This is a genomic window from Algoriphagus sp. PAP.12 (assembly GCF_026652115.1).
In the GTDB taxonomy this organism is placed as follows: domain Bacteria; phylum Bacteroidota; class Bacteroidia; order Cytophagales; family Cyclobacteriaceae; genus Algoriphagus.
The window spans coordinates 116,455-139,288 of the sequence record NZ_JAPPSQ010000004.1; the positions used below are offsets into that span (position 1 = coordinate 116,455).

Consider the following 22,834-nt stretch of genomic DNA (forward strand, 5'->3'; position numbering starts at 1 on the left):
TCATTAGGCTTTATGAAAAAGAATATAAAAAATATTTTGCTTCTGGCTCCTGCTTTATTGATGCTTAGCTCCTGTTGGGAATTGGATCAAGAAGTATTGGATGGAGTCACACAAGAGCAAGTTGACGCTTCTAGCGAAGACCCCACACTTATTGCCGTTTTGAAAGCATCGGCCTATTCAAGAATTGTAGGATCTTGGGGTGCTCACAACAGTATTTGGTCAATCAATGAAGTTTCATCAGATGAAATGGCAGTTCCTCAAAAAGGTGCTGACTGGGAAGATGGTGGACTTTGGTTAAGAATGCATAGACATACCTGGGGAACTTCTGAGGATGCTTTCAATAATTCCTGGACATATTGTTACACTGCCATTGGTGAGATCAACAACCTTATGGTTGGTTTTCCAAATCTAGTGGAAATGAATGCCGAACTAAGAGTTCTTAGAGCAATGGTTTACATGTGGCTGTTGGACTCATTTGGTAATGTTCCAATTTTGGATGAAACCACAATAGACCCTGCTATTCCAAATAACTCAAGACAAGAAGTCTTTGACTTTATCGAGACTTCTATCAAAGAAAGCTTAGATCTTTTGCCTAAAACTGCAGAGAAATACTACATGAACTATTGGACAGCTCATGCGCTTTTGGCTAAGCTGTATTTGAATGCTGAAATCTATACTGGCACTCCTAGATGGGCTGATGCAGAAGCTGCGGCAGATGTGGTGATCAACAGTGGTTTTTATTCATTGTCAACCAACTTCTTCGCAAACTTCTCTACAAATAATGGTGGATCTACAGAAAACATCTTGACTCTACCATATGATGAGAACAATGCTCAAGGTTTCCAATTACCAATGATGACCTTGCACTATCAAAATCAATTTACCTATGATTTGCAAGAGCAGCCTTGGAATGGATATGCGTCTCTAGAAGAATTTTACAATGCATATGATGATGATGATGTGAGAAAAGGAAGCTTCTTGGAAGGACCTCAATATGCATCTGATGGATCTCGATTGATGGACCCATCTGCTGAAGCAAATGATCCGGATGGAGAGCCATTGACTTTGACTCCTGAAATCAATGAATTGGCTCCAAACGCTATTCGTCAGGCAGGTGTAAGAGTTGCTAAATTTGAATATGCAATTGGAGCGGGATCAAACTTGAGTAACGATTACCCTTTGATCCGTCTTTCAGATATTTATTTGATCAAGGCTGAAGCAGCTTTCAGACAAGGAAAAACTTCTGAAGCTTTGGAACCATTTAACATGGTCCGAGAAAGAGCTGGACTAGACCCATTAAACTCTTTGACTTTGGATGACATTTATAATGAAAGAGGATTTGAATTCTTTGCAGAGGCCTCTAGAAGAACAGATCAAATCCGTTTCGGAAAATGGAATCAGCCTTGGTGGGAAAAAGGCCAATCAGAACCATTTAGAGCATTATTCCCAATCCCTCTACAACAAATCAACACAAACCCTAATCTGAATCAGAATCCGGGTTATTAATCTTGTTGTTAGTTAAAGTGAAAGGAAGTGTACTTTTGTGCACTTCCTTTTTTATATAAAACATGAGCTTGAGGCAATCCATACTGCCATTCTTATTATTGATTCTTATTTCCTGTAAAAATCAGGAAGAAAGCTCCCCTACCCTTTTTCAACTATTATCTTCTGAGCAAACGGGAATAGATTTCAAAAATCAACTTTCCTATACAGAAGCTGTCAATCCCTATACTTTCAGAAACTTCTACAATGGAGCCGGAGTTGCTTTGGGTGATATCAACCAAGACGGTTTGATCGATATTTTCTTTTCTGGAAATCAAACCTCCAATAAGCTTTACCTCAATCAGGGAAATTTTACATTCAAAGACATTACAGCTGAGGCAGGCCTTGAAACTTCTGATATATGGTCCACAGGAGTCAGCATGGCAGACATTAACAAAGATGGGCTTTTGGATATTTATGTCTGCAAATCAGGCCCTCCAGGAGGAGAAAAAAGACATAATGAATTATTCATCAACAATGGTGATCTAACCTTTACTGAACAATCCAAAGAATATAATCTAGCTGAAACAGGTCTTTCCCAACATGCCGTGTTCTTTGATTTTGACAAAGACGGTGACCTAGACCTTTATCTTCTCAGTAATTCAGGAAGATCTGTGGGAATCTTCGATCTGAGGGCCGGTCAAAGAGAAATCAGAGATCCTGATGGAGGAAACAAACTTTTTAGAAATGATGGAAATACCTTCACTGACATCAGCAAAGAAGCAGGAATTTATGGAAGTGCCATTGGCTATGGATTGGGTGTGACTGTTGCCGATCTGAATGATGATAACTGGCCAGATTTGTATGTTTCCAATGATTTTTTTGAAAGGGATTATCTCTATCTGAACAGACAGGACGGAACATTTGAAGAAGTTTTGACCAAGTCCATTCCCGAAATTAGTATGGGATCTATGGGAGCAGACATTGCAGATCTGGATAACGATGGGAGACCGGATATTTTCGTGACAGAAATGCTTCCTGAAAATTTGGCTCGGGTCAAAACCAAAACTCCATTTGAGGAATGGGATAAATTTCAAGCCAACCAAAAGGCAGGATACCATCGACAATTCACCCGAAACACCCTACAAAGGAATTTGGGAAAAGAGCCCGGCACCAACACTCCGGTGTTTTCAGAGGTTTCCAGGTTGACAGGAATGGAAGCAACGGATTGGAGCTGGGGGGCATTGATTTTTGACGCGGATTTAGATGGAAAAAAGGATGTATTCGTTGCGAACGGTATCGTTAAGGATTTGACTGATTTCGATTTTGTAGATTTCTATGTTAACAATCAGGAGCAAGTCCAAAAATTCAAAGCTGACTCGGTTTTGATCAGCAAAATGATCGACGAGTTCCCTTCCAATCCTCTTCAGAATTATTGGTTCAAAAATTTGGGCTATTGGCACTTTGAAAACCAAGCTGCTTCGGTTGGCTTGGATCAATTGACTTTTAGCACAGGGGCTGCTTATGGGGATTTAGACAATGATGGTGATTTGGACCTGATAGTCAACAACCTCAATGGACCAGCTTTTATTTATAAAAACCAAAGCAGAGAAAACCAAACCGGCAACTATCTGATACTAGACTTGGGGAATGAATTTGGAGCCAAAGTAGAACTGGAAATCGAGGGAAATAGTCTTTCCCAAGAGTATCAACCAGTCAAAGGCTACATGTCATCTGTGGATCCACGGATTCATTTTGGAATAGGAAAATCTGAAATTATTGATCAGGTAAAAATCACTTGGCCAGATGGGAAAATCAGTCTTTTCGAAGGAGTACAGGCTAATCAAATTATAAAACCTCAGAAAGATCATTTCATTTCTCCAGATATCAGTGGAGTAAAAAATCCACTTCTAAAAGAGTTAAAAAGTCCAATTTCCTTTTCCCACAAAGAAAGTGAATTTGTCGATTTTGACAGGGATCGACTTCGCTTTTGGTCGATTAGTAATGAAGGCCCAAAGGCAGCAAAAGGTGATATCAATGGAGATGGTCTAGAGGATATTTTCATCCCCGGGGCAAAAGGCAAATCAAGTTCTCTTTGGGTTCAGGAAGCCTCAGGTAATTTCAAGTCAATTCAGAATGATTTATTTGCATTAGACTCAATTCCTGAAGATGTCTCTGCTTTGTTCTTTGATGCAAATGGAGATGGAACTCTGGATCTATTGGTGGGTAGCGGAAGTATTGAGTTTGGAGAAAACAGCCCTCTATATAAAGACAGATTGTACCTCAATGATGGACTGGGTAATCTGAACAAATCCCAGCAGGTGTTTTCTTCCACGCCTACTGGATTTTTATTGAACCTGGATATTGATTCGGATGGAGATCAGGACCTGATCATGGGTGAAAGGGCACATCCTTTCTCCTACGGAGCTCCTGCGACTATTACCATATGGGAAAATGACGGAAGAGGGAATTTTACCCTTATTCCGCAAAATTCTAAAGAGATTTCTGGAAGATTTACTGCAGGAACCTTAGGCGATTTGGACGGAGATGGAAAAGCTGAATTGATTACTGCCGGGGAATGGGATCCCATTCAGGTTTTTACCATTTCTGATAAAAAGCTAATCAACAAAACTCAAGAATTCGGCTTCTCTGAAACTAAAGGTCTGTGGAATTCCATTTTGGTGGAAGACTTCGATGGTGATGGCCATTTAGACATCATAGCTGGAAATATGGGTTTGAATACTCGATTGGAAAGTAATACTAAGAGCAAACTTAGAATGTATATCAATGACTTTGATCAAAATGGAAGTCTTGATCCGATCTTAACCCAATACGATGGAAGTAAATCCAATCCTTGGGTGATGAAAAACAGTTTGCTTCGTCAAATTCCAGCTCTCAGAAAGCAATTGGTCAAATATGCTGACTACCAAAACAAAAATTTGGAAGACTTATTTTCAAATGAATTGCTTTCCAAATCCCTCATCTTAGAAGTAGATATTTTGGCTTCAGTATTTTGGAAAAATATAGGAAATGGGAAATTTGAAAGCAGATTGCTTCCTATGGAAATCCAGCAATCTCCTATCTATTCCATTCGTTCTTTTCAAAACAATTCTGGAAAGCCATATTTGGCCTTTGGAGGGAATCAAACCAGAATCAAGCCGGAATTTGGAACAAATTTGGGAAGTTATGGCTGGATCTTGGAAATCAATCAAAATCCTGATTCTTGGAAAGTATTACTTCCAGAAGAAAGCGGGCTATTTATTCCAGGAGAAATAAGGGATATTCAAATTTTAAACTCCGGATCAACAAATAATTTGATCTTCTTGAGAAATAACAATCAACCCATTAATTATGAGATTAACTAGTTTACTATTCATTGTACTGCTTTTTGCAAGCTGCCAAAGCCACTATGAAAAAGTGGAAAAGGAAGAATTAGCTTCAGGAAAAGTTTCCAATGAATTGTTTTTGGGACTCGAGTTGGGAATGACTAAAAAGGATTTTTATACGACTTGCTGGGATCTTAACAAAGAAGGAATATTAAACAATGGACCTACCGAACTCTCTGTAGAATACAAGGCAGAAATGCCATCAGGTAATCCGGCTTATATGCGATTTTATCCAAAATTTGAAAATGACGGGCTTTACTTTATGCCTATGGAATTCAGCTACGAAGGCTGGTCCCCATTAAATGATGAGCTAGCAGTGGAGAAACTCCGGGAAGACGTGGTTGTATTATTTGAGAGCTGGTATGGCCCTGGATTTTTCGAAGTCAGCAATGAAGACAAAAGCCTGATAGCCTTTGTGAAAGTGGATGGAAATCGAAGAATCAGAGTTTTCAAAAAAAGTATTTCAGTCGTAAGGGCGGAAATCGTGGACCTTAGAATTCAAAAACAAATAGAAGAAAATCCCTCATGAGAAAATCGTTATTCATATTATCAGGGATTTTGATTTTGCTTTCTTGTAAAAAAGAAGAAAAGCCTGAAGCACCTACCCTATTTAAAGAAATAAACCCTGAGAGTTCTGGAGTCACTTTTAGTAATGACCTTTCTTTCGATGAAAACTTCAACATTTTCACTTACAGAAATTATTACAATGGTGGTGGTGTAGCTTTGGGAGATGTCAATAATGACGGACTTTTAGATATTTATTTCACTGCCAATCTCACCCAAAACAAACTCTACTTAAACAAAGGAGATTTTCAGTTTGAAGATGTGACTGAGCAAGCCGGCGTCGGAGGTAACAGTGCTTGGAGTACTGGAGTAGCTATGGCTGACATCAACGGAGATGGGTTGTTGGATATTTACGTGTGTAATTCGGGCGATATTTCCGGAGACAATAAGCAAAATGAACTTTTCATCAATCAAGGTGATGGGACTTTCGAAGAGAAAGCTCAAGAATATGGACTAGCTGACCAAGGCTATTCTACCCATGCTGTTTTCTTTGATTATGACAAGGATGGAGATTTGGATGTCTATTTGCTAAACAATAGCTATCAAGCCATCGGCAGCTTCAACAAAATGCAAAATGAGCGCCCTAATAGAGATCCTGTCGGGGGTGATAAGCTTTATAGAAATGATGGGGACAAATTCACAGATGTCAGTGAAGAAGCCGGTATTTTTGGGTCTATCATCGGTTTTGGATTGGGAATCACCATTGGAGACGTCAATCAGGATACATGGCCGGATATTTTCATTTCCAATGACTTTTTTGAGAAGGATTATCTCTACATCAATAACCAAGACGGGACTTTCACTGAATCTCTAGAATCATCCATGCGATCCATTTCTGCGGCATCCATGGGAGCTGATATCGCGGATATCAATGGGGATGGCTTGTTGGATATCTTCGTCACAGACATGCTTCCCGAGCCACAAACTCGACTAAAGCAGGTGACGACTTTTGAGAATTGGGACAAGTTTCAGTTCAACAAAACTCACGGATACCACTATCAATTTTCCAGAAACATGCTTCACATTAACAATGGTGATGGCACATTTAGCGAAATGGGCAGATTAGCCAATGTAGAGGCAACTGACTGGAGTTGGGGAGCCTTAATTTTTGACATGGACAATGATGGAAAGCGGGATCTATTTGTTGCCAATGGAATCTATCAGGATATCACCGATTTAGACTACCTCAACTTCATCGATGATGAGGAGACTAAAATCAAAATCATCTCCCAAGAAGGAGTGGATTACAAAGCCCTGATTGATCCTATTCCAGTCAATCCTGTGCCTAATTATGCCTATAAAAACTTGGGGGATCTGAGTTTTGAAAATATGACAAACCAATGGGGTTTGGGCGGTGCTATCCACTCCAATGGTGCAGCTTACGGCGATTTGGACAATGACGGAACCTTAGACCTGGTCATTAATAATATCAACCGAACTGCTCAGATATATAAAAATGACAGCAAATCATTTTTTCCAGAAAATCACAGTATCCAATTCCAGCTAATAGGAAAAGGGAAAAATACGGAAGCAATCGGGACACAGATTACGGTTTACGCAGGCGAAGACATCTATTATTTGGAGCAAATGCCAAACCGTGGCTTCCAATCCTCCGTCGATCCAAAATTGACCTTGGGACTGGGAAATACTTCTAGCCTTGACGAAATACAGGTGACTTGGCCAGACGGAGCCATCACCCATTTGGAGAATGTCCCTACCAATCAACTTCTGGTTTTGAAGTGGGATGAGGCGGAATTGGGAATTAAAGCAAAACTCAAGACTTCAGTGATCGGGTCAGTAGTTTTCGAAAAAGAAAACAACCAAAACCTAGATTTCAAGCATGAGGAAAATGCATTTGTAGACTTTGACAGAGACCGATTGCTTTATCACATGTTCTCAACAGAAGGACCAGCATTTGCCAAGGGAGATGTCAATGGGGATGGAATTGAAGATTTATTCTTTGGAGGCTCAAAAGGAATTGCTTCTCAGCTTTTCATTGGAACTCTTTCAGGGAAATACCAAAAATCTAATCAGCCAGCTTTGGAAGCAGATGCTCTTTCGGAAGATTCAGATGCCTTGTTTTTCGATGCTAACGGGAATGGAACCCTCGACTTATTAGTCACTTCTGGAGGAAATGAATCTCCATTAAATGCTCTGGATCTAGCGGACAGATTGTATTTCAATGACGGAAAGGGAAATTTTTCAAAAGCTACCCAATCAGGACTGCAATCAATAAGAGGAAGTAGTTCATCTGCAAAGACAATTGACCTGAATGGTGATGGTTCTTTGGATTTAGTCATTGGAGAGAGATTAGTTCCGTTTGCCTATGGCCTATCTGCTTCTTCTCAGCTATGGATTAATGATGGAAAAGGCAATTTCTCCAACCAAACAGCAGAGTTAGCACCTGGATTAAAAGAGATCGGAATGGTAACCGCTTTGGAGGTCTTCGATTGGGATGGTGATGGAAAAGATGATTTGGTCTTGGTCGGTGACTGGATGGCTCCTACTTTCTTTAGGAATATCGGAGGTAAATTGGAGAAAATCGAAATACCAGAGATGAACCAGTATAAAGGCTGGTATAGAACGGTTACTTCGGCGGATTTGGACGGCAATGGCCTTCCAGATTTGATTTTGGGAAATCAGGGATTGAACTCTCGATTCAAAGCAAAAAACGGTTCTTCAGTCAGGATGTATTTGAATGATTTTGACCAGAACGGTTCAATTGAACAAATTTTCACCACCACTGAAAATGATGTCCAGATTCCATTTACTCTGAAGCATGAGCTGGAAAAACAGATCCCGGGAATCAGAAAGAAATACATTCGCTACTCGAACTATAACAACCAATCGCTAGACCAGATTTTTGATCCAGCTATCATTTCCAAGTCAATGATCAATGAGGTAAATCATTTGGAATCGGGAGTTTTGATGAATCAAGGAAATGGGAAATTTGAATGGATTTCATTCCCAAGGATGGCGCAGAGGTCCTGGATTTTTGCCACGACTGCTGGTGATTTCAATGAAGACGGGAAGATCGACTTGATTCTTGGAGGAAACCTTACAGGAGTAAAACCTGAGATCGGAAAATCTGATGCAAGCTATGGAGAAGTGCTTTTGGGAAATGGAGACGGCAGCTTTACTTTCTCTCCAAATTCACAAAACCACTTGAAACTAGATGGGGAAATCAGAGCTATTTCTCCACTCGGGAATTCTGAGATCCTTTTCGTTAAAAACAATGACCAAGCAGAAATCTGGAAGTATGAAAAGAAATAAATCAATCTATTTCATCATTTCCGTATTCGTTCTGGTCATTCAATTCAGCTGTGAAGAAAAAGTAGCGGAACCAACACTTTTCGAATTAATTCTTTCCGAAAAATCAGGGATTCAATTTGAAAACACTTTGGTTTCCACTGATGATTTGAATATTCTAGAATACCTCTATTTCTACAACGGAGGTGGTGTAGCAGCAGGAGACATCAACAATGATGGCTTAGTGGATCTATATTTCTCAGGTAATCAAGTAGCCGACAAACTTTACCTTAATCAGGGGAACTTTCAATTCAAGGACATTTCAGAATCCGCAGGTATTCCCGATGATGGTAGCTGGTCCAATGGTGTTACCATGGCTGATGTCAATGGCGACGGGTTACTCGATATTTATGTAAGTCAGCTTGGAGGTTATAAAGATTTCAAAGGGAAAAACAGACTTTTTATCAACCAGGGAGACCTAACATTCATCGATTTGGCGGATCAATATGGAGTTGCATTTGAAGGCTTTGGAACCCATGCCGCATTCTTTGATTACGATAGAGACGGAGATTTGGACCTTTATCTCTTGAATCATGGAGTGAAATCCCCAGAGGTTTTCACCAAGTCCGAAAATCGATCGATTCCAGATTCGGGAGGAGACAAGCTTCTCCAAAATCAAGCAGCTCAAGGCGAAAGAGGTTTTATTGATGTTACAGAGGAAGCTGGTGTCTATTCCAGCATTTTGGGATTTGGCTTGGGAGTTAACATTGAGGATTTCAACGGAGATGGCTGGTTGGATATTTATGTTTCCAATGACTTTACCGAAAACGATTACCTCTATCTAAATAATCAGAATGGGACTTTTCGGGAATCTCTCCAAGATTTGATTTCAAACACTTCCCGCTATTCCATGGGAAATGATGCAGCCGATATCAATGGCGATGGATTTCCTGAAATTTTCACAACAGATATGCTACCAGAAAACCCTGAAATCTGGATGAAATCAGTGGGTGAAGACAAGGCGGAAGTCTACACGATCAAAAAGCAATTTGGCTATAATGATCAATATGTTAGAAATCACCTGCAACTCAATTTAGGGAATGGAGAATTCAGTGAAATTGGCCTGTATTCAGGAATTTTTGCCTCTGACTGGAGCTGGTCTCCACTCATTTTTGATATGGACAATGATGGCAAAAAAGATATCCATGTCACGAATGGAATTGTGAAAAGGCCAAATGATTTGGACTTCATCCAATATTCTCAAGATGCGCATGGAAACATGAGTTTTGATGAACTTCGCGAGCGTCAAATCGCGATGCTCCCATCCGTCCAATTGCCTAATTATGTCTTCAGAAATACAGATTTGCTGAGATTTCAGGAAAACGGAAAAACTTGGGGATTGGATCAGATTTCCTATTCCAACGGAAGCACCTATGCGGATTTGGATAATGATGGAGACTTGGACCTGATCATTAACAACCTCAACCAACCGGCATTCCTCTATCAAAATCATTCAGAAAAAACTGGCAATTCTTTCATCAAAATACAATTGAAAAGTGCTGGCCAAAATCCATTTGGCTTAGGAGCTGAAGTCAAGATTATTGATGGGGAAAAGACCTTCAGGCAATTACTGAGTACTTCCCGTGGATTCCAGTCTGGAACCTCTACTGAATTGGTTTTTGGATTAGGGAAAATCAATGCAAAAGTCAATGCTCAGGTCAGATGGCCTGATGGCAAATTGGAAGATTTCAAAGACTTAGAGATCAACCAAACTTACACCTTGATTAAGGGAGCTGGAAGTTCTGTGAATTTACTTCCAAACCCAATTTTAGCAAAAGCCAAGTCTCCAATTGCTTGGAAACATCAGGAAAATTTAGACCTAGATGAGACCAAAAAGGAATACTTAATTCCAAGGTCTTTCGGCATGGAAGGTCCTGCAGTGGCTACAAATGATATCAATGGAGATGGGTTGACAGATGTCTATCTGGGAGGAGCTAAAGATCAGGCTGGAGCATTTTTTCTTCAAAGCCCAGATGGCTCATTTAAAAAAGTTCCTAATCCCATTTTTCAGCAATTAGCAAAAGCAGAAGATGTTGTAGCTGTTTTCGAAGATTGGAATGGAGATGGAAATTTGGACCTTTACGTAGGTAGTGGCGGAAACGAATTCGAAACAGGAAATCTCTTTTTATTTGACAGAGTGCTTTTCGGCGATGGTCTGGGGCATTTTCAGTTTTCGCCCAATTCACTCCCGCCTATTGGACAAAATACCTCTGTCGTTGCCGTCCAAGATATCAATCAGGATGGATTTAAAGATATTTTCTTGGGCAGTTCATCCATTTCAGGGGATTATGGTGCCAGTCCTAAAAGTCATATTTTGATCAACAATGGGAAAGGACAATTCAAGGATGAATCAGAAAAATGGCTCGGTGAAAACCAAAACTTGGGAATGGTCAAAGATGCGAAATGGACTGACTTGACAGGTAATGGAAAGGAGGAATTAATTGTTGCTGCACATTGGACAAAAGTTCGCATTTTCCAACTGGAAAATGAATCTTTGAAAGAGATTTTCACAAATGGATTGGAGTATTCCTCGGGATGGATTAATTCTTTGGAAGTTGCCGATATCAATGGAGATGGACTTTTGGATTTAGTGACTGGGAATTTGGGACTAAACTCAAAACTCAAAGCATCGAAGGAAAAGCCGGTCGTATTATTCCATCATGATTTTGATTCCAATGGACAAGCAGATCCTTTGATTTTCCATTCCATGGGAGATCTGTTGGTTCCTTTTGCCACAAGAGATGATTTGATCAAGCAAATCCCAAGCCTTAAAAAACTTCATGGTTCTTATGGGGATTACTCAAAAATTTCCGGTCCGGAATCTCTATTTGGACAGGAGTCTTTAAGCCAAATGGATGAGAAAAAAGCATTTGAATTGAGATCAGGAGTCTATTTTCAACAAACCGATAGAAGCTTTCAATTTTCTGCATTCCACTGGAAAGCCCAATTGAGTCCTATAGAAGCAATTCATTGGGACGAAAAAACCAAAGAGCTGTGGCTAGGCGGAAACTTCTCCGGTTTTAGAGTCGATCTAGGAAAAACCAATGCCAATTCTCTTACAAGATTCAAATGGAAAAATGGTTCTTGGCAGGAAGTTCCTATCGATTTAAAAATTCCTAATCAATTAGAAATAAGAAGGATAATGAAAATCAAGAATGGAAGCTCAGGCTACTTATTGGGGATCACCAGCAATGACTCTACCTATCAATTGAGTCATTCTGAAAATTGACAATAATCATTTGTCAGCGAGGTATTTTAACATACTTTTGGCTAAACCTGACGCAGGATTGAAATACTCCTTGAGTCTCCCGACACTATTCAGTAAATTTAAGGTTCCAAACAAGACACTTACCCAATGCTTAGATTAAAACAACTGCTAGTTGCAGGAACACTTCTTCTCGCTTTTGCATGTCAAAAGCCAGTGGATTACAGTCAAGCGATAACCGACGGACAGTACCTCAGTGAAGCACAAAATCGAATCACCGAGGTCATCATACATGATATTTTCTCTCCTCCAGTAGCAGCACGGATTTATTCCTATTCTTCCCTAGCAGCTTACGAAGTGGCCGCTGCCACTGATCCAGCCTATAGTTCTCTTTTGGGACAATTAAATGGTTCCGAACCTGTGAATTTCACTGTTCCCGAAAATGTCTATCCTCCATTGGCTTCTTTGGCAGCCTATTACAAAATGGGTACAGCACTGATCTTTTCTGAAGATATGGTCACTGCTCAGAGAGACAAGGTTTTCGAAGAATTAAAAGAAAAAGGGATTCCTGAAGACGTGTTTGAGGCTTCAATTGCTTTCGGAGAGCAAGTCGCTGATGCTGTGAAGGCTTATTCCTCTAAAGATAATTATCACCAAAGTCGCTCATTTCCAAAATATACCGTAACAGGTCAACCTGGTACTTGGGAACCAACTCCTCCAGCTTATATGGAAGGTATTGAGCCGCACTGGAACAAGATTAGAACCTTTGTGATCGATTCTGCTGCTCAATTCAAGGTTTCACCACCTCCTCCATACTCCACTGATCCCAATTCGGACTTCTATAAGGAGGCGAAGGCTGTTTATGAAGCTGTGATCAATGCAGACAAAGAGGAATTGGATATCGCGATGTTCTGGGATTGCAATCCTTACAAAATGAATGTAAAAGGGCATGTGATGTTTGCAGAGAAAAAGATTACACCAGGTGGACATTGGATGAGTATTGCTGCGATTGCTTCCAAAGCTGCGAATGCAGACTGGAAAAAAACCGCTGAAGCATTTGCAATGACAGGGATTTCACTTCATGACGCATTTGTCGCTTGTTGGGATGAAAAGTATAGAAGTAAATTGGTTCGCCCTGAGACCTACATTAATCAAAATATAGATGAGGAATGGGTTCCTGTCTTGCAGACTCCTCCATTCCCTGAGCATACCAGTGGACATAGTGTGGCTTCCACAGCAGCTGCATTTACTTTGACCCAGATCTATGGCGACAATTTCCACTTTGTGGATAGCTCTGAAGTGAATTATGGACTTCCAATTAGGGAGTATAATTCCTTTTTAGAAGCTTCTTCTGAAGCAGCAATTTCTAGATTTTATGGAGGTATCCACTACATGCCTGCCATAGACGAAGGTGTATGGCAAGGCAGACAAGTTGGTGAGCTGATTTGGTCAAGAATCAGCCCCGAAACAAAAAATTTAGCAGAAAACAAGTAATTTAAGCAGCCCGAAAGGGCTGTTTTTTTTAACCAAAACTCATTATTAAATGTCAAATCCGATTTGGATCATGACTTCAGCTTTTGATCAGCTGAACTTGGATCAAACCATAGAAAAGGCGAAGGAAATCGATGTGCAGGGATTGGACCTCTGTGTTTTCCGAAAAGATGGTACCCGAGATGATTTCGTAGCTACCCATCTTGATTATGAAAACTTTGGGACTGAACAGGCAAAAGCCTTGATTGATCAATTTAATGGAGCGGAATTACGCCTTTCAATTGGTGCTTTTGACAATTTAATAGGTGGTGATCCGGGTCAAAGAATCAAAAACCAAAATCACCTACTTCGATTGATTCAAATGGCCTATTACTTGGGGGGTGATGAAAATGATGTCAAAGTAGGGACCTTCGTCGGCTACAATCATGAATTGGGAAATCAGGAAGGTGGTTTTGAAAAAAACTTGCTGGAATATCAGCGGATTTTCACCCCAATCATCAATTATGCGGCTGACTTAGGAGTTACAGTCCTGTATGAAAATTGTCCAATGGAAGGATGGAGAAGCTCCGGTCATTTCAGCACTTTCAACAATCTTCCCGGAGTATTGGCAGCGAGAAAACTGATGTATCAGCTTATTCCGTCCAAAAACCATGGAGAAATCTATGATCCATCCCACGACATTTGGCAGCATACCGATCCAGTAGAGGTAATCAAAAACACAGATATGAGTCGGCTAAAGCGAATCCATGTGAAGTCTACCCGAAACAATCCGGATCCATTTTGGGGGAATATGTATCCTATGCATGAAATCCCCGCAAATTGGGCTTCGAAAGCAGGAATTCCTTTCAGCAGCAATCCTTGGGACCGCCATCATTATGAAGCAACTTTACCAGGATTCGGGCTGGGAGACAGTTTAGATTGGAGAGCTTTTGTGAATATTTTGAAAGAAAAAGGCTTCTTAGGTCCTTTTGAAATTGAGAATGAGGCTATCCTATCAAAGCAAACCGGTAAAATTGGAACTATTGTGCAAGGCTGTAAAGCTGCTGTTCAAAATCTTGCTCCTCTTCTCTATGAATTGGGAGATGAAGGCTGGACCTATCCTCAAAATGAATATCAACCTTTGAAGCAGATGGATCGAAAAGCTATTCCAGCTGTGACAATGGAGGACTTATAATTTAATAAGCCAGAAACCGTATTTTCCAGGTGGTTTCTGGCTATTTTTTCAAGGATTTGCGAATATTCATCAAGAAAGAGAAGGATAGTTTCTAATTTGAAAAAGACTAAATAGTCTAGTTGAATAAATCCGAATTCATGAAATATTCCATTAGAGTCCTCCTAAGCTCATTAGTAATCATTTCTTTTTATTCCTGTTCAAATCAAACTGGAAGCATAAAAATCAAACAGATTGAAGTTGATGCTCCATTTGAAATGCCTCCTATCTCCTATCCAGATTTTTCAGAATTAGAGCAGTTTAATATTCAAGAATTTGGAGCTGATCCCAATGATCAAGAAGCTACTTCCAAAGCTATTGCATCCGCGATTTCACAGGCAAACTCCCAAGGAGGAGGAACGGTTATCATTCCAGCTGGAGAATGGCCAACAGGAAAAATTCATTTCAAAAGCAATGTCAATCTTCATCTGGAAAAAGGTGCCACTTTGCTCTTTTCCAGTAATCCTGAAGACTATTTACCAGCAGTACAGAGTACTTGGGAAGGCATGGAGTGTTTCAATTATTCTCCTTTAATCTATGCTTTCGAATGTGAAAATGTAGCGATAACAGGTGAAGGGGAATTGAAAGCCAAAATGGACGTTTGGGAAGTTTGGTTTGAAAGACCAGAAGCTCATATGCAAGCTTTGAAAAAATTGTACACAATGGCTTCAGAGAATGTCCCCGTACAAGACAGACAAATGGTGGGAAATAAGGCTAATTTCAGGCCTCAATTTATCCAGTTCAACCGATGCAAAAATGTGCTTTTGGAAGGAGTTACCATCACCAATAGTCCATTTTGGGTGATCCATCCTTTTCTCTCCAAAGACATCATTATTCGCGGTGTCAAAGTCTTTGCCCATGGACACAACAATGACGGAGTAGATCCAGAAATGAGTCAAAACATTCTCATAGAAGATTGCATCTTTGATCAGGGCGATGATGCTATCGCTGTTAAATCAGGAAGAAATCAAGATGCTTGGCGACTCAATACTCCAACCAAAAACCTGGTAATCCGAGACTGTCTTATCAAGAATGGACACCAACTCCTTGCGATCGGCAGTGAACTTTCAGGAGGGGTTGAAAATGTATACATGGAAAATTGCGCAGTACAAGAAGGCGCAAAATTGAATCACCTCCTTTTCATCAAAACTAATGAAAGAAGAGGTGGGCAGGTCTCAAACATCTACATGAAAAATATCAATTCTGGCAAGATTGACTTAGGTATCTTAGGGATCGAGACAGATGTACTTTATCAATGGCGAGACTTGGTACCAACCTATGAAAGGAGACTGACCCCAATCAAAAACATTTATTTGGATAATGTAAAAGCTGGAAATATTGAGTTTGTTTCCAGAATCTTGGCCGATCCAGAGTTACCCGTGGAAAACGTCCAACTTACCAATGTCAAATACGATTCTTTGCGGGGAGATAAACTAATCCATGAAAATGTCAATGGGTTTAAAATTCAAGAATAACCCATAACACTTTCCTTATTTTAAATCTTCATAACCCTGATCCACTTTGAGATCAAAACCTTCTGCCGCTGCGACTGCTAATTGGTCGCAGCGCTCATTTTCAGGGTTTCCTGCATGTCCTTTCACCCAAACGAATTTGGGTTTGTATTTCAAGTGAAGCGGAATATACCGAAGCCAAAGATCTGGATTTTTCTTGTCCTTGAATCTCTTTTTTTGCCAACCCCAGAGCCAGCCTTTCTCTATCGCATCAACGACATATTTACTATCAGAATAAACCGTCACCGGAAACTCATCTGTATTCAAAGCCTGAAGAGCTCTGATCACAGCAAGTAATTCCATGCGATTATTGGTGGTGAGACGGTAGCCCTCAGAAAGCTCCTTTCGGTGTTTCCCAAATTTTAAAACAGCCCCATATCCTCCTGGTCCGGGATTGCCTTTGGCGGCTCCATCGGTATAAATGGTAATCATGGCACAAAGAAAGGAATTTTAATTCGGACGCTTAAACAATGTCCATTGGGAAAGCATTCGATTTGAAGATTTTGACTGCGATGGAAAGCAAAATAATCCCGAAAATCCTTCTCAAAACATCCAACCCAGTCTTTCCAAGCTTTCTTTCCAACCAAGTCGTGCTTTTCAATACTGCGTAGACAAAAATCAAATTCAAGACTATCCCGATCGCGATATTTACTTGGGCAAATTCAGCTTTCAAGGTCAAAATCGTAGTCAATGTTCCTGCCCCAGCAATCAAAGGAAAGGCAATCGGAACGATAGAAGCTCCAGATGTTGCATCTGGATCTGGTTTAAAAATCTCGATTCCCAAAATCATTTCAGCACCTAAGGCAAAAATGATCAAGGCACCAGCGATAGCAAAGTCTTCCACTCCGATCCCAAACAATCCAAGAATCGATTTCCCCCCAAGCAAAAACAAAATCATCAACAACCCCGCGGCCAAGGTAGCTTTCTCGGATTGGATGTGTCCGGCCTTCTTTCGAAGGTTGATAATAATCGGTATAGATCCCAAAATATCGATCACCGAAAATAGGATCAAAGACACAGAAAGGATTTGTTTGAAGTCGATCATGACGCAAAGCTACGCCAAATAATATTTGCTTTCTAGCACTTAAACTTTAGGAAATTGTGAAAAATGAAAAATTTTTATTCATAAAGAAAAAAGCCCTTTGGATGGATTTCCAAAGGGTTCTAAATCAATATTGAAAATTCAATCAGTAAGCTGATAGAAAACCAATCAACTTATCCATTTCCGCATCGGTAATTGCCGGGAAATTGGCGATTCGGAAAGAGGTTGGTTTCAATGGACCATATCCACTTCCCAGTTGCATTCCATGCTTTTCAGCTTCTTTTTTCACAGCAGAAATCATCTCCTCCGAACCACTTACACCCATGACGGTGGTACTTCTTGCTTTCTCATTATCCACTAGCATTTTGAAGGCTTTGGTTTGAGCGATGCAAGTCTCCAGCTTGAGCATTCTTTCTCTCAATCTCTCATCGATAAACTGAATCTCAGGAATATCCTGAAGCACCCGATTCATCAAATAAATTCCTAGCACATTTGGCGTATAATGTGTCTGGAATCCTTCTGCATTTTCCAAGATAAAGTTGAGACTGTTATATCTACCTCTTTCCCCTTTTCTTACGGTTTGCTCGATAGCTTTTGGAGAAAGAATCAAAATCCCCAAGCCAGCAGGTAACCCAAAGCATTTTTGAACGGACGCATACCAAATATCCGCCAATTCGAACTTCAAGTTGATTCCTGCCATGCTGGAAGTGGTATCAACAGCAATGAGTTTTTCAGGGAATTTCTCACGGATTTCTTCCAAGTATTCCATTCGAACTTGAGAAGCATTGGAAGTTTCATTCTGAGTAATTCCAATCACATCAAACTCTTCTCCTATTTCGAGATTGGGAACATCAATGGTCTGATTGGCTTCGAGCTTCAATCCTCCGGTTCCCGGATTGAGGTGTGAAGCAAATGTGATCCACTTTTTCCCGAAGGAACCTGAATAAATATGAAAGCTCGCTTTCTCCACGATGGACTGGGTGATAATTTCCCAATTTTCGGTAGCAGATGAGGTAAAAAGCAATTTATAATCTTCAGGCATGTGCAATTTCTCACGCATCAATTGCTCAGTTTCCTGATAAAGATTCATAAACTTCGCACTGCGGTGATTAGCACTCAATATTCCTTCATCGCAGGCATCCTGCAAGTAGGTTGGCAACGCATCATAGACTTTAGATGGTCCGGCTGCAAATGTGATCATAGTGTTTTGATTAAAGAAAATAGCGAATTCCCAATTCATATCCTTTCAGGCCCAAACCTGAAATCATCCCAATACAGGATTTGGAAATGATGCTCTTGTGGCGAAACTCTTCCCTTTTGTAAATATTGGAGATATGTACTTCCAAAACAGGGGTAGTTACTCCTGCGATCGCATCCGAAATTGCTACGGAAGTATGGGTATAGCCTCCCGCATTGAGCAAAATGGCATCAAATGTAAATCCTACCTCATGAATTTTATTGATCAGCTCTCCTTCTACATTACTTTGGTAATAGTGGATTTCGACCTCAGGAAATAGCTTTTTCAAGCTCTCCAAATATTCTTCAAACGAAGTATTCCCGTACACATCCGGCTCTCTTTTTCCAAGAAGGTTGAGATTGGGACCATTTATAAACTGAATTTTCAAAATTTTCTTTGGTTTGAGAGAAATAAAGAATTCAAGTTCAAAGTTAAAAAGTCAAAGCAGATTTTCAGTTTTATTGGAGCCCTACCGTCGTATTTATTTTTCAATCTCTCCTGGAAAGAGAGTTTTTGCTCGGGACTTCGTAGCTTTGCAGCATGGAAGAAATTCAAAAAAGAGATATCAGAAAACTCAGTTTGAGTGAGTTGGAAGAGTTTTTCCTTTTACAGGGAGAAAAAAAATTCCGTGCCAAGCAGGTTTACGAATGGCTTTGGAACAAGTCTCTGAAGAATTTCGACGACATGAGCAACATCTCACTTTCTACAAGAGAAATGCTCAAAACTCATTTTTCCATCAATCACATCCACGTGGATTTGATGCAGCACTCCAGCGATGGCACTATTAAAAATGCTGTCAAACTCTATGATGAAAAAATCGTGGAGTCTGTTTTGATCCCCACTTCCAAAAGAATCACTGCCTGTGTTTCTTCTCAGGTAGGCTGTAGCTTGGATTGTAATTTTTGTGCGACGGCACGATTGAAAAGAATGAGAAACCTGAATCCCGATGAGATTTACGATCAGGTCGTGGCAATTAAAGAAGAGGCTGACACCTATTTCCAGAGACCTTTGACCAATATCGTCTTTATGGGTATGGGTGAACCTTTGTTGAATTACAACAATGTGATTGAAGCCATTGATAAAATCACTTCTCCAGATGGATTGGGAATGGCTGCTCGTAGAATCACTCTTTCAACCGTCGGAATTCCGAAAATGATCAAGAAAATGGCCGATGATGAAGTCAAATTCAATCTTGCCATTTCTCTTCATTCTGCAATCAACGAGACCCGATCTCGCCTGATGCCCATCAACGACAAAAGCCCACTGGAGGAGCTTGGTGAGTCATTGAAATATTGGTACCAAAAGACGAAACGAAAAGTCACTTATGAATATGTGATCTGGGATGGAGTCAATGACGACGAAAGACATGCGCTAGCATTGGCTAAATTCTGCAAATTGATCCCTTCTAAGGTCAATATCATCCAATACAACCCAATTGATGAAGGTGAGTTTCGCCAAGCAAGTCAAGAGGCAGTGGATATGTATGTAAGAGTCTTGGAATCACAGGGTATCATCGCTAAAGTAAGAAAATCCAGAGGACAAGATATTGACGCCGCATGCGGTCAATTGGCAAATAAGAATGAGGTCGGTGATCTCACTAAATAATTAAGATATTTTCACTTGCGACTTCATATGGAATTGGTTTTCTTACAAGAGTAATCAATTCTCTTTTTATGAATAGTCGATTTTTTACGGGATTCATTCTCGCTCTTTTTTTGAATTCTTTCTCAGTTTCAGCTCAAGATCTTCCTCAAAAGATCCAACAATATTTTGAAGCTTATCAGAAAGATACACCTCCGGAAAAAGCTTATTTGGATCTTGACAAACACACATACACATTGGGTGAGAGTGTTTGGTTTAGTGCATTCTTAGTGGCTGGGAGTAGCCAGATTCCATCTCCACTGAGCCAAACCTTGTATGTGGATATTTTTGATGGGGATGGGGTATTACTCGAGCAAAAAATCATCTACCTAGAAAATGGACGCGGCAAAGGCAACTACGATATTCCAACTTTTGGAAAAGCCGGGAATTACCAAATCAAAGCTTATACTGCTTGGATGAGGAATTTTGGTGAAGAATATTTCTTCACAGGTGGATTTTCAGTGGTAGACGGAGCTGGTGGTAGCTTTCTACCAAAAGTTCAAATTCAAAAAATAGAAAGTAATTCGGGTAAAGCAACCTACACACTTGAAATCACTGCCGTAGACCAAATAGGAAACCCATTAGCAAACAAAACACTCAGTTTAATAGCTTGGGGAGATGGTGAAGAACTTCATTCTCAAGACTTAAGCCTGAATGCTCAAGGCCTAGCCAATTTCTCATTTTCTATTCCTGAGAAAGCTTTTGAATCCCAACACTTGGAACTGACCCACCTGGAAAATGAGAACTATGAAACATCACAAAAAATCAGACTACCATATAGTTTGAATTTGGCTGATATCCAGTTTTTACCTGAAGGAGGAAATTGGGTCTTGAACAAGAAATCAAACATGGCATTTCGTGCCGTTGCTCCGGATGGGATTCCTATAGAAATCAATGGAAAAATAATAGGGACTGAAATTGCTTTTAAGAGCAATTTTGCGGGTTTGGGTAAATTTGAAATCACTCCATCTGAATCTTACTACAAATCACAGATTGAAGACCCAATAACTGGTCAGAAGAGAGAAATCTCCTTACCTGGCGCTCAAGTAGACGGACTTGTCCTACAAGTCGTCAATAATCCAGTAGCCAGTTATTTGACGGCATTCGTTCAGGGCACCTATGAGCCAAATTCGTTGATTTTGGCAAGTCAAACTCGTGGAATCATCAATTATATGATTCAAGGCTCTTTGACCAATGGAGTTTGGGGAGTAAGAATTCCCAAAGAAAATCTCATTTCTGGGATCAATCAGATTACAGTCATGACTCAGGACGGAAAGCCTCTCTTAGAAAGGCTTGTTTTCATAAGAAAAGAAACTCAGGAATTGACTTTGACTGCATCGACAAGCGCATCGTTTAGTCCAAGAGAAAAGATCTCATTAGATATAAAATCAGCATTAGCAGGAAGTCCAGCTCCAGGAAGTTTTTCAATAGCAGTCCTAGATGCTGATCAGGTGGAAGATGAAAGCAATGGATACGGGACCATCCTTTCTAATCTCCTACTGACTTCGGATCTTCAAGGAAATGTTTATAATCCAGGCTACTATTTCAAGGATCAAGAACCTGAGACTTTGGAGTCATTGGATTTAGTGATGTTGACCCATGGGTGGAGAAGATTCAATTGGAGCCAGATTTTAGATAATGAGCTTCCAAAAGTTGAAAACTTTATCGAGCGAGGCATCAATATAGAAGGTCAAATCTCAGACCAAGAAGACACCAAAAAGGGAATGGGAGGTGGAAAAGTAACTGCTTTGGTTGGAGATGGAATTGAGATAGTCAATTCAGAATACGGTCCAAATGGCCGCTTTATCATTCGAGACCTTCAGTACCTCGATAGCGCCACAGTCACAATCACGGCAGAAGATACTCGCCTCAAAAACTTTGTGGATGTGGAAATAGTCCAACCTGAGGCTGTCTTCACATCCATACCGGGTAACTACCCAATTGAAATTAAATGGCCAAAAGACCTCATCGCCACATATCAAGAAAGAAATCTAATGAACCGTCTTAGTGATGAATCAGATATCATGGACTTGGAAGAGGTAGTAGTAGAGGATCAGACCATAGAAAAAGAAACTGATGAAATCCGAAAAATCTACGGATCAGGAGATGTAACAATTGATCCTGAAAAAATCCCGGGTTCTGTGGGCTATACCAATGTCTTTCAACTGATTCAGGGCAGAGTTGCCGGAGTGAAAGTATATGTGGCAGGAACTGACGTCAATGTCCAAATCAGAGGAGTGGGATCGATCAATGCTGGAACCTCACCGCTTTACCTTTTGGACAATATCCCTGTCGATGCAAACACGCTACTTCAAGTTAATCCGCATGATGTAGCAAGTGTGGATGTCTTTAAAGACCCAGCGAAAGCAGCAATTTTTGGCGCTGAAGGAGCGAATGGTGTTATCGCAGTTTATACCAAAACTGGTGCCGGTGTGACCTCAAGTGTAGGAGGAACTTTAGTGACAAACTATGGTGGATATTCCATTGCAAAGGAATTCTATCAACCAAACTATGCTGAAAAAACAGCTGAGAATTCTATTTCTGACAAGCGAGCCACTATATTTTGGATGCCTATTTTGGATATAGACGGAAGAGGAAATGCTACCATCGAGTATTACAATACTGATATTTCAAAAAGGCAGAGGATAGTGATTGAGGGAATTGACTCGCAAGGAAGATTGGCAAGATTTAGCCAGATTTTGAATTAAGACTTGTTTTGTTCGCCAAAGCCTTCTAATTTTTCTTTCCAATTAAAA

General features: G+C 40.3%; 14 protein-coding genes. 10 read left to right on the forward strand and 4 right to left on the reverse strand.

Features of this window, described 5'->3' with window-relative positions; all coding sequences use genetic code 11:
- Positions 1–12: 12 nt before the first annotated feature.
- From O0V13_RS07080 to O0V13_RS07115, 8 genes are all read left to right on the forward strand, one after another.
- Positions 13–1,506: a RagB/SusD family nutrient uptake outer membrane protein gene (locus O0V13_RS07080; protein WP_268034277.1), complete on the forward strand. Its 1,494-nt coding sequence runs from the start codon at positions 13–15 to the stop codon at positions 1,504–1,506.
- Between the two features lie 62 nt (positions 1,507–1,568).
- Positions 1,569–4,847, forward strand: a complete 3,279-nt coding sequence (locus tag O0V13_RS07085) for a VCBS repeat-containing protein (RefSeq protein ID WP_268034278.1) — start codon at positions 1,569–1,571, stop codon at positions 4,845–4,847.
- A complete protein-coding gene (locus O0V13_RS07090; protein ID WP_268034279.1) occupies positions 4,834–5,397 on the forward strand; it encodes a hypothetical protein in 564 nt (187 codons plus the stop codon). The genes O0V13_RS07085 and O0V13_RS07090 overlap by 14 nt, the downstream gene beginning before the upstream one ends.
- The gene (locus O0V13_RS07095) at positions 5,394–8,705 is read left to right on the forward strand and encodes a VCBS repeat-containing protein (protein WP_268034280.1); all 3,312 of its coding nucleotides are present in this window, start codon (positions 5,394–5,396) and stop codon (positions 8,703–8,705) included. Before O0V13_RS07090 ends, O0V13_RS07095 begins: the two co-directional genes overlap by 4 nt.
- Positions 8,668–11,970, forward strand: a complete 3,303-nt coding sequence (locus tag O0V13_RS07100; RefSeq protein ID WP_268034281.1) for a VCBS repeat-containing protein — start codon at positions 8,668–8,670, stop codon at positions 11,968–11,970. The genes O0V13_RS07095 and O0V13_RS07100 overlap by 38 nt, the downstream gene beginning before the upstream one ends.
- Positions 11,971–12,096: 126 nt before the next feature.
- On the forward strand, positions 12,097–13,440 hold the full coding sequence (locus O0V13_RS07105; protein WP_268034282.1) for a vanadium-dependent haloperoxidase: 1,344 nt from the start codon (positions 12,097–12,099) through the stop codon (positions 13,438–13,440).
- A 49-nt stretch (positions 13,441–13,489) separates the two neighbouring features.
- Positions 13,490–14,611 carry a sugar phosphate isomerase/epimerase family protein gene (locus O0V13_RS07110; RefSeq protein WP_268034283.1) on the forward strand — a complete coding sequence of 374 codons (1,122 nt, stop codon included), beginning with the start codon at positions 13,490–13,492 and terminating at the stop codon, positions 14,609–14,611.
- 137 nt (positions 14,612–14,748) lie between these two features.
- Positions 14,749–16,122 (forward strand): glycoside hydrolase family 28 protein, encoded by a 1,374-nt coding sequence (locus O0V13_RS07115; protein WP_268034284.1) that lies wholly within the window; start codon positions 14,749–14,751, stop codon positions 16,120–16,122.
- A 15-nt stretch (positions 16,123–16,137) separates the two neighbouring features.
- Here the strand turns inward: O0V13_RS07115 and rnhA are convergent, their stop codons facing one another.
- The 4 genes from rnhA to aroQ all read right to left on the reverse strand — a co-directional run bounded on the left by rnhA (position 16,138) and on the right by aroQ (position 18,825).
- Positions 16,138–16,590, reverse strand: coding sequence for a ribonuclease HI (rnhA, locus tag O0V13_RS07120; protein ID WP_268034285.1), 453 nt, complete (start codon positions 16,588–16,590; stop codon positions 16,138–16,140).
- 31 nt (positions 16,591–16,621) lie between these two features.
- Complete coding sequence (locus O0V13_RS07125) at positions 16,622–17,203, reverse strand: MarC family protein (RefSeq protein ID WP_268034286.1); 582 nt, start codon at positions 17,201–17,203, stop codon at positions 16,622–16,624.
- Positions 17,204–17,345: 142 nt separating this feature from the next.
- Positions 17,346–18,401: an aminotransferase class V-fold PLP-dependent enzyme gene (locus O0V13_RS07130; protein WP_268034287.1), complete on the reverse strand. Its 1,056-nt coding sequence runs from the start codon at positions 18,399–18,401 to the stop codon at positions 17,346–17,348.
- Positions 18,402–18,411: 10 nt separating this feature from the next.
- Complete coding sequence (gene aroQ, locus O0V13_RS07135) at positions 18,412–18,825, reverse strand: type II 3-dehydroquinate dehydratase (protein WP_268034288.1); 414 nt, start codon at positions 18,823–18,825, stop codon at positions 18,412–18,414.
- Between the two features lie 152 nt (positions 18,826–18,977).
- Between aroQ and rlmN the strand changes: the two genes are divergently transcribed.
- Positions 18,978–20,042: a 23S rRNA (adenine(2503)-C(2))-methyltransferase RlmN gene (gene rlmN, locus O0V13_RS07140; RefSeq protein ID WP_268034289.1), complete on the forward strand. Its 1,065-nt coding sequence runs from the start codon at positions 18,978–18,980 to the stop codon at positions 20,040–20,042.
- Positions 20,043–20,110: 68 nt separating this feature from the next.
- Positions 20,111–22,786, forward strand: a complete 2,676-nt coding sequence (locus O0V13_RS07145; RefSeq protein WP_268034290.1) for a TonB-dependent receptor plug domain-containing protein — start codon at positions 20,111–20,113, stop codon at positions 22,784–22,786.
- The last annotated feature ends 48 nt before the right edge of the window (positions 22,787–22,834 follow it).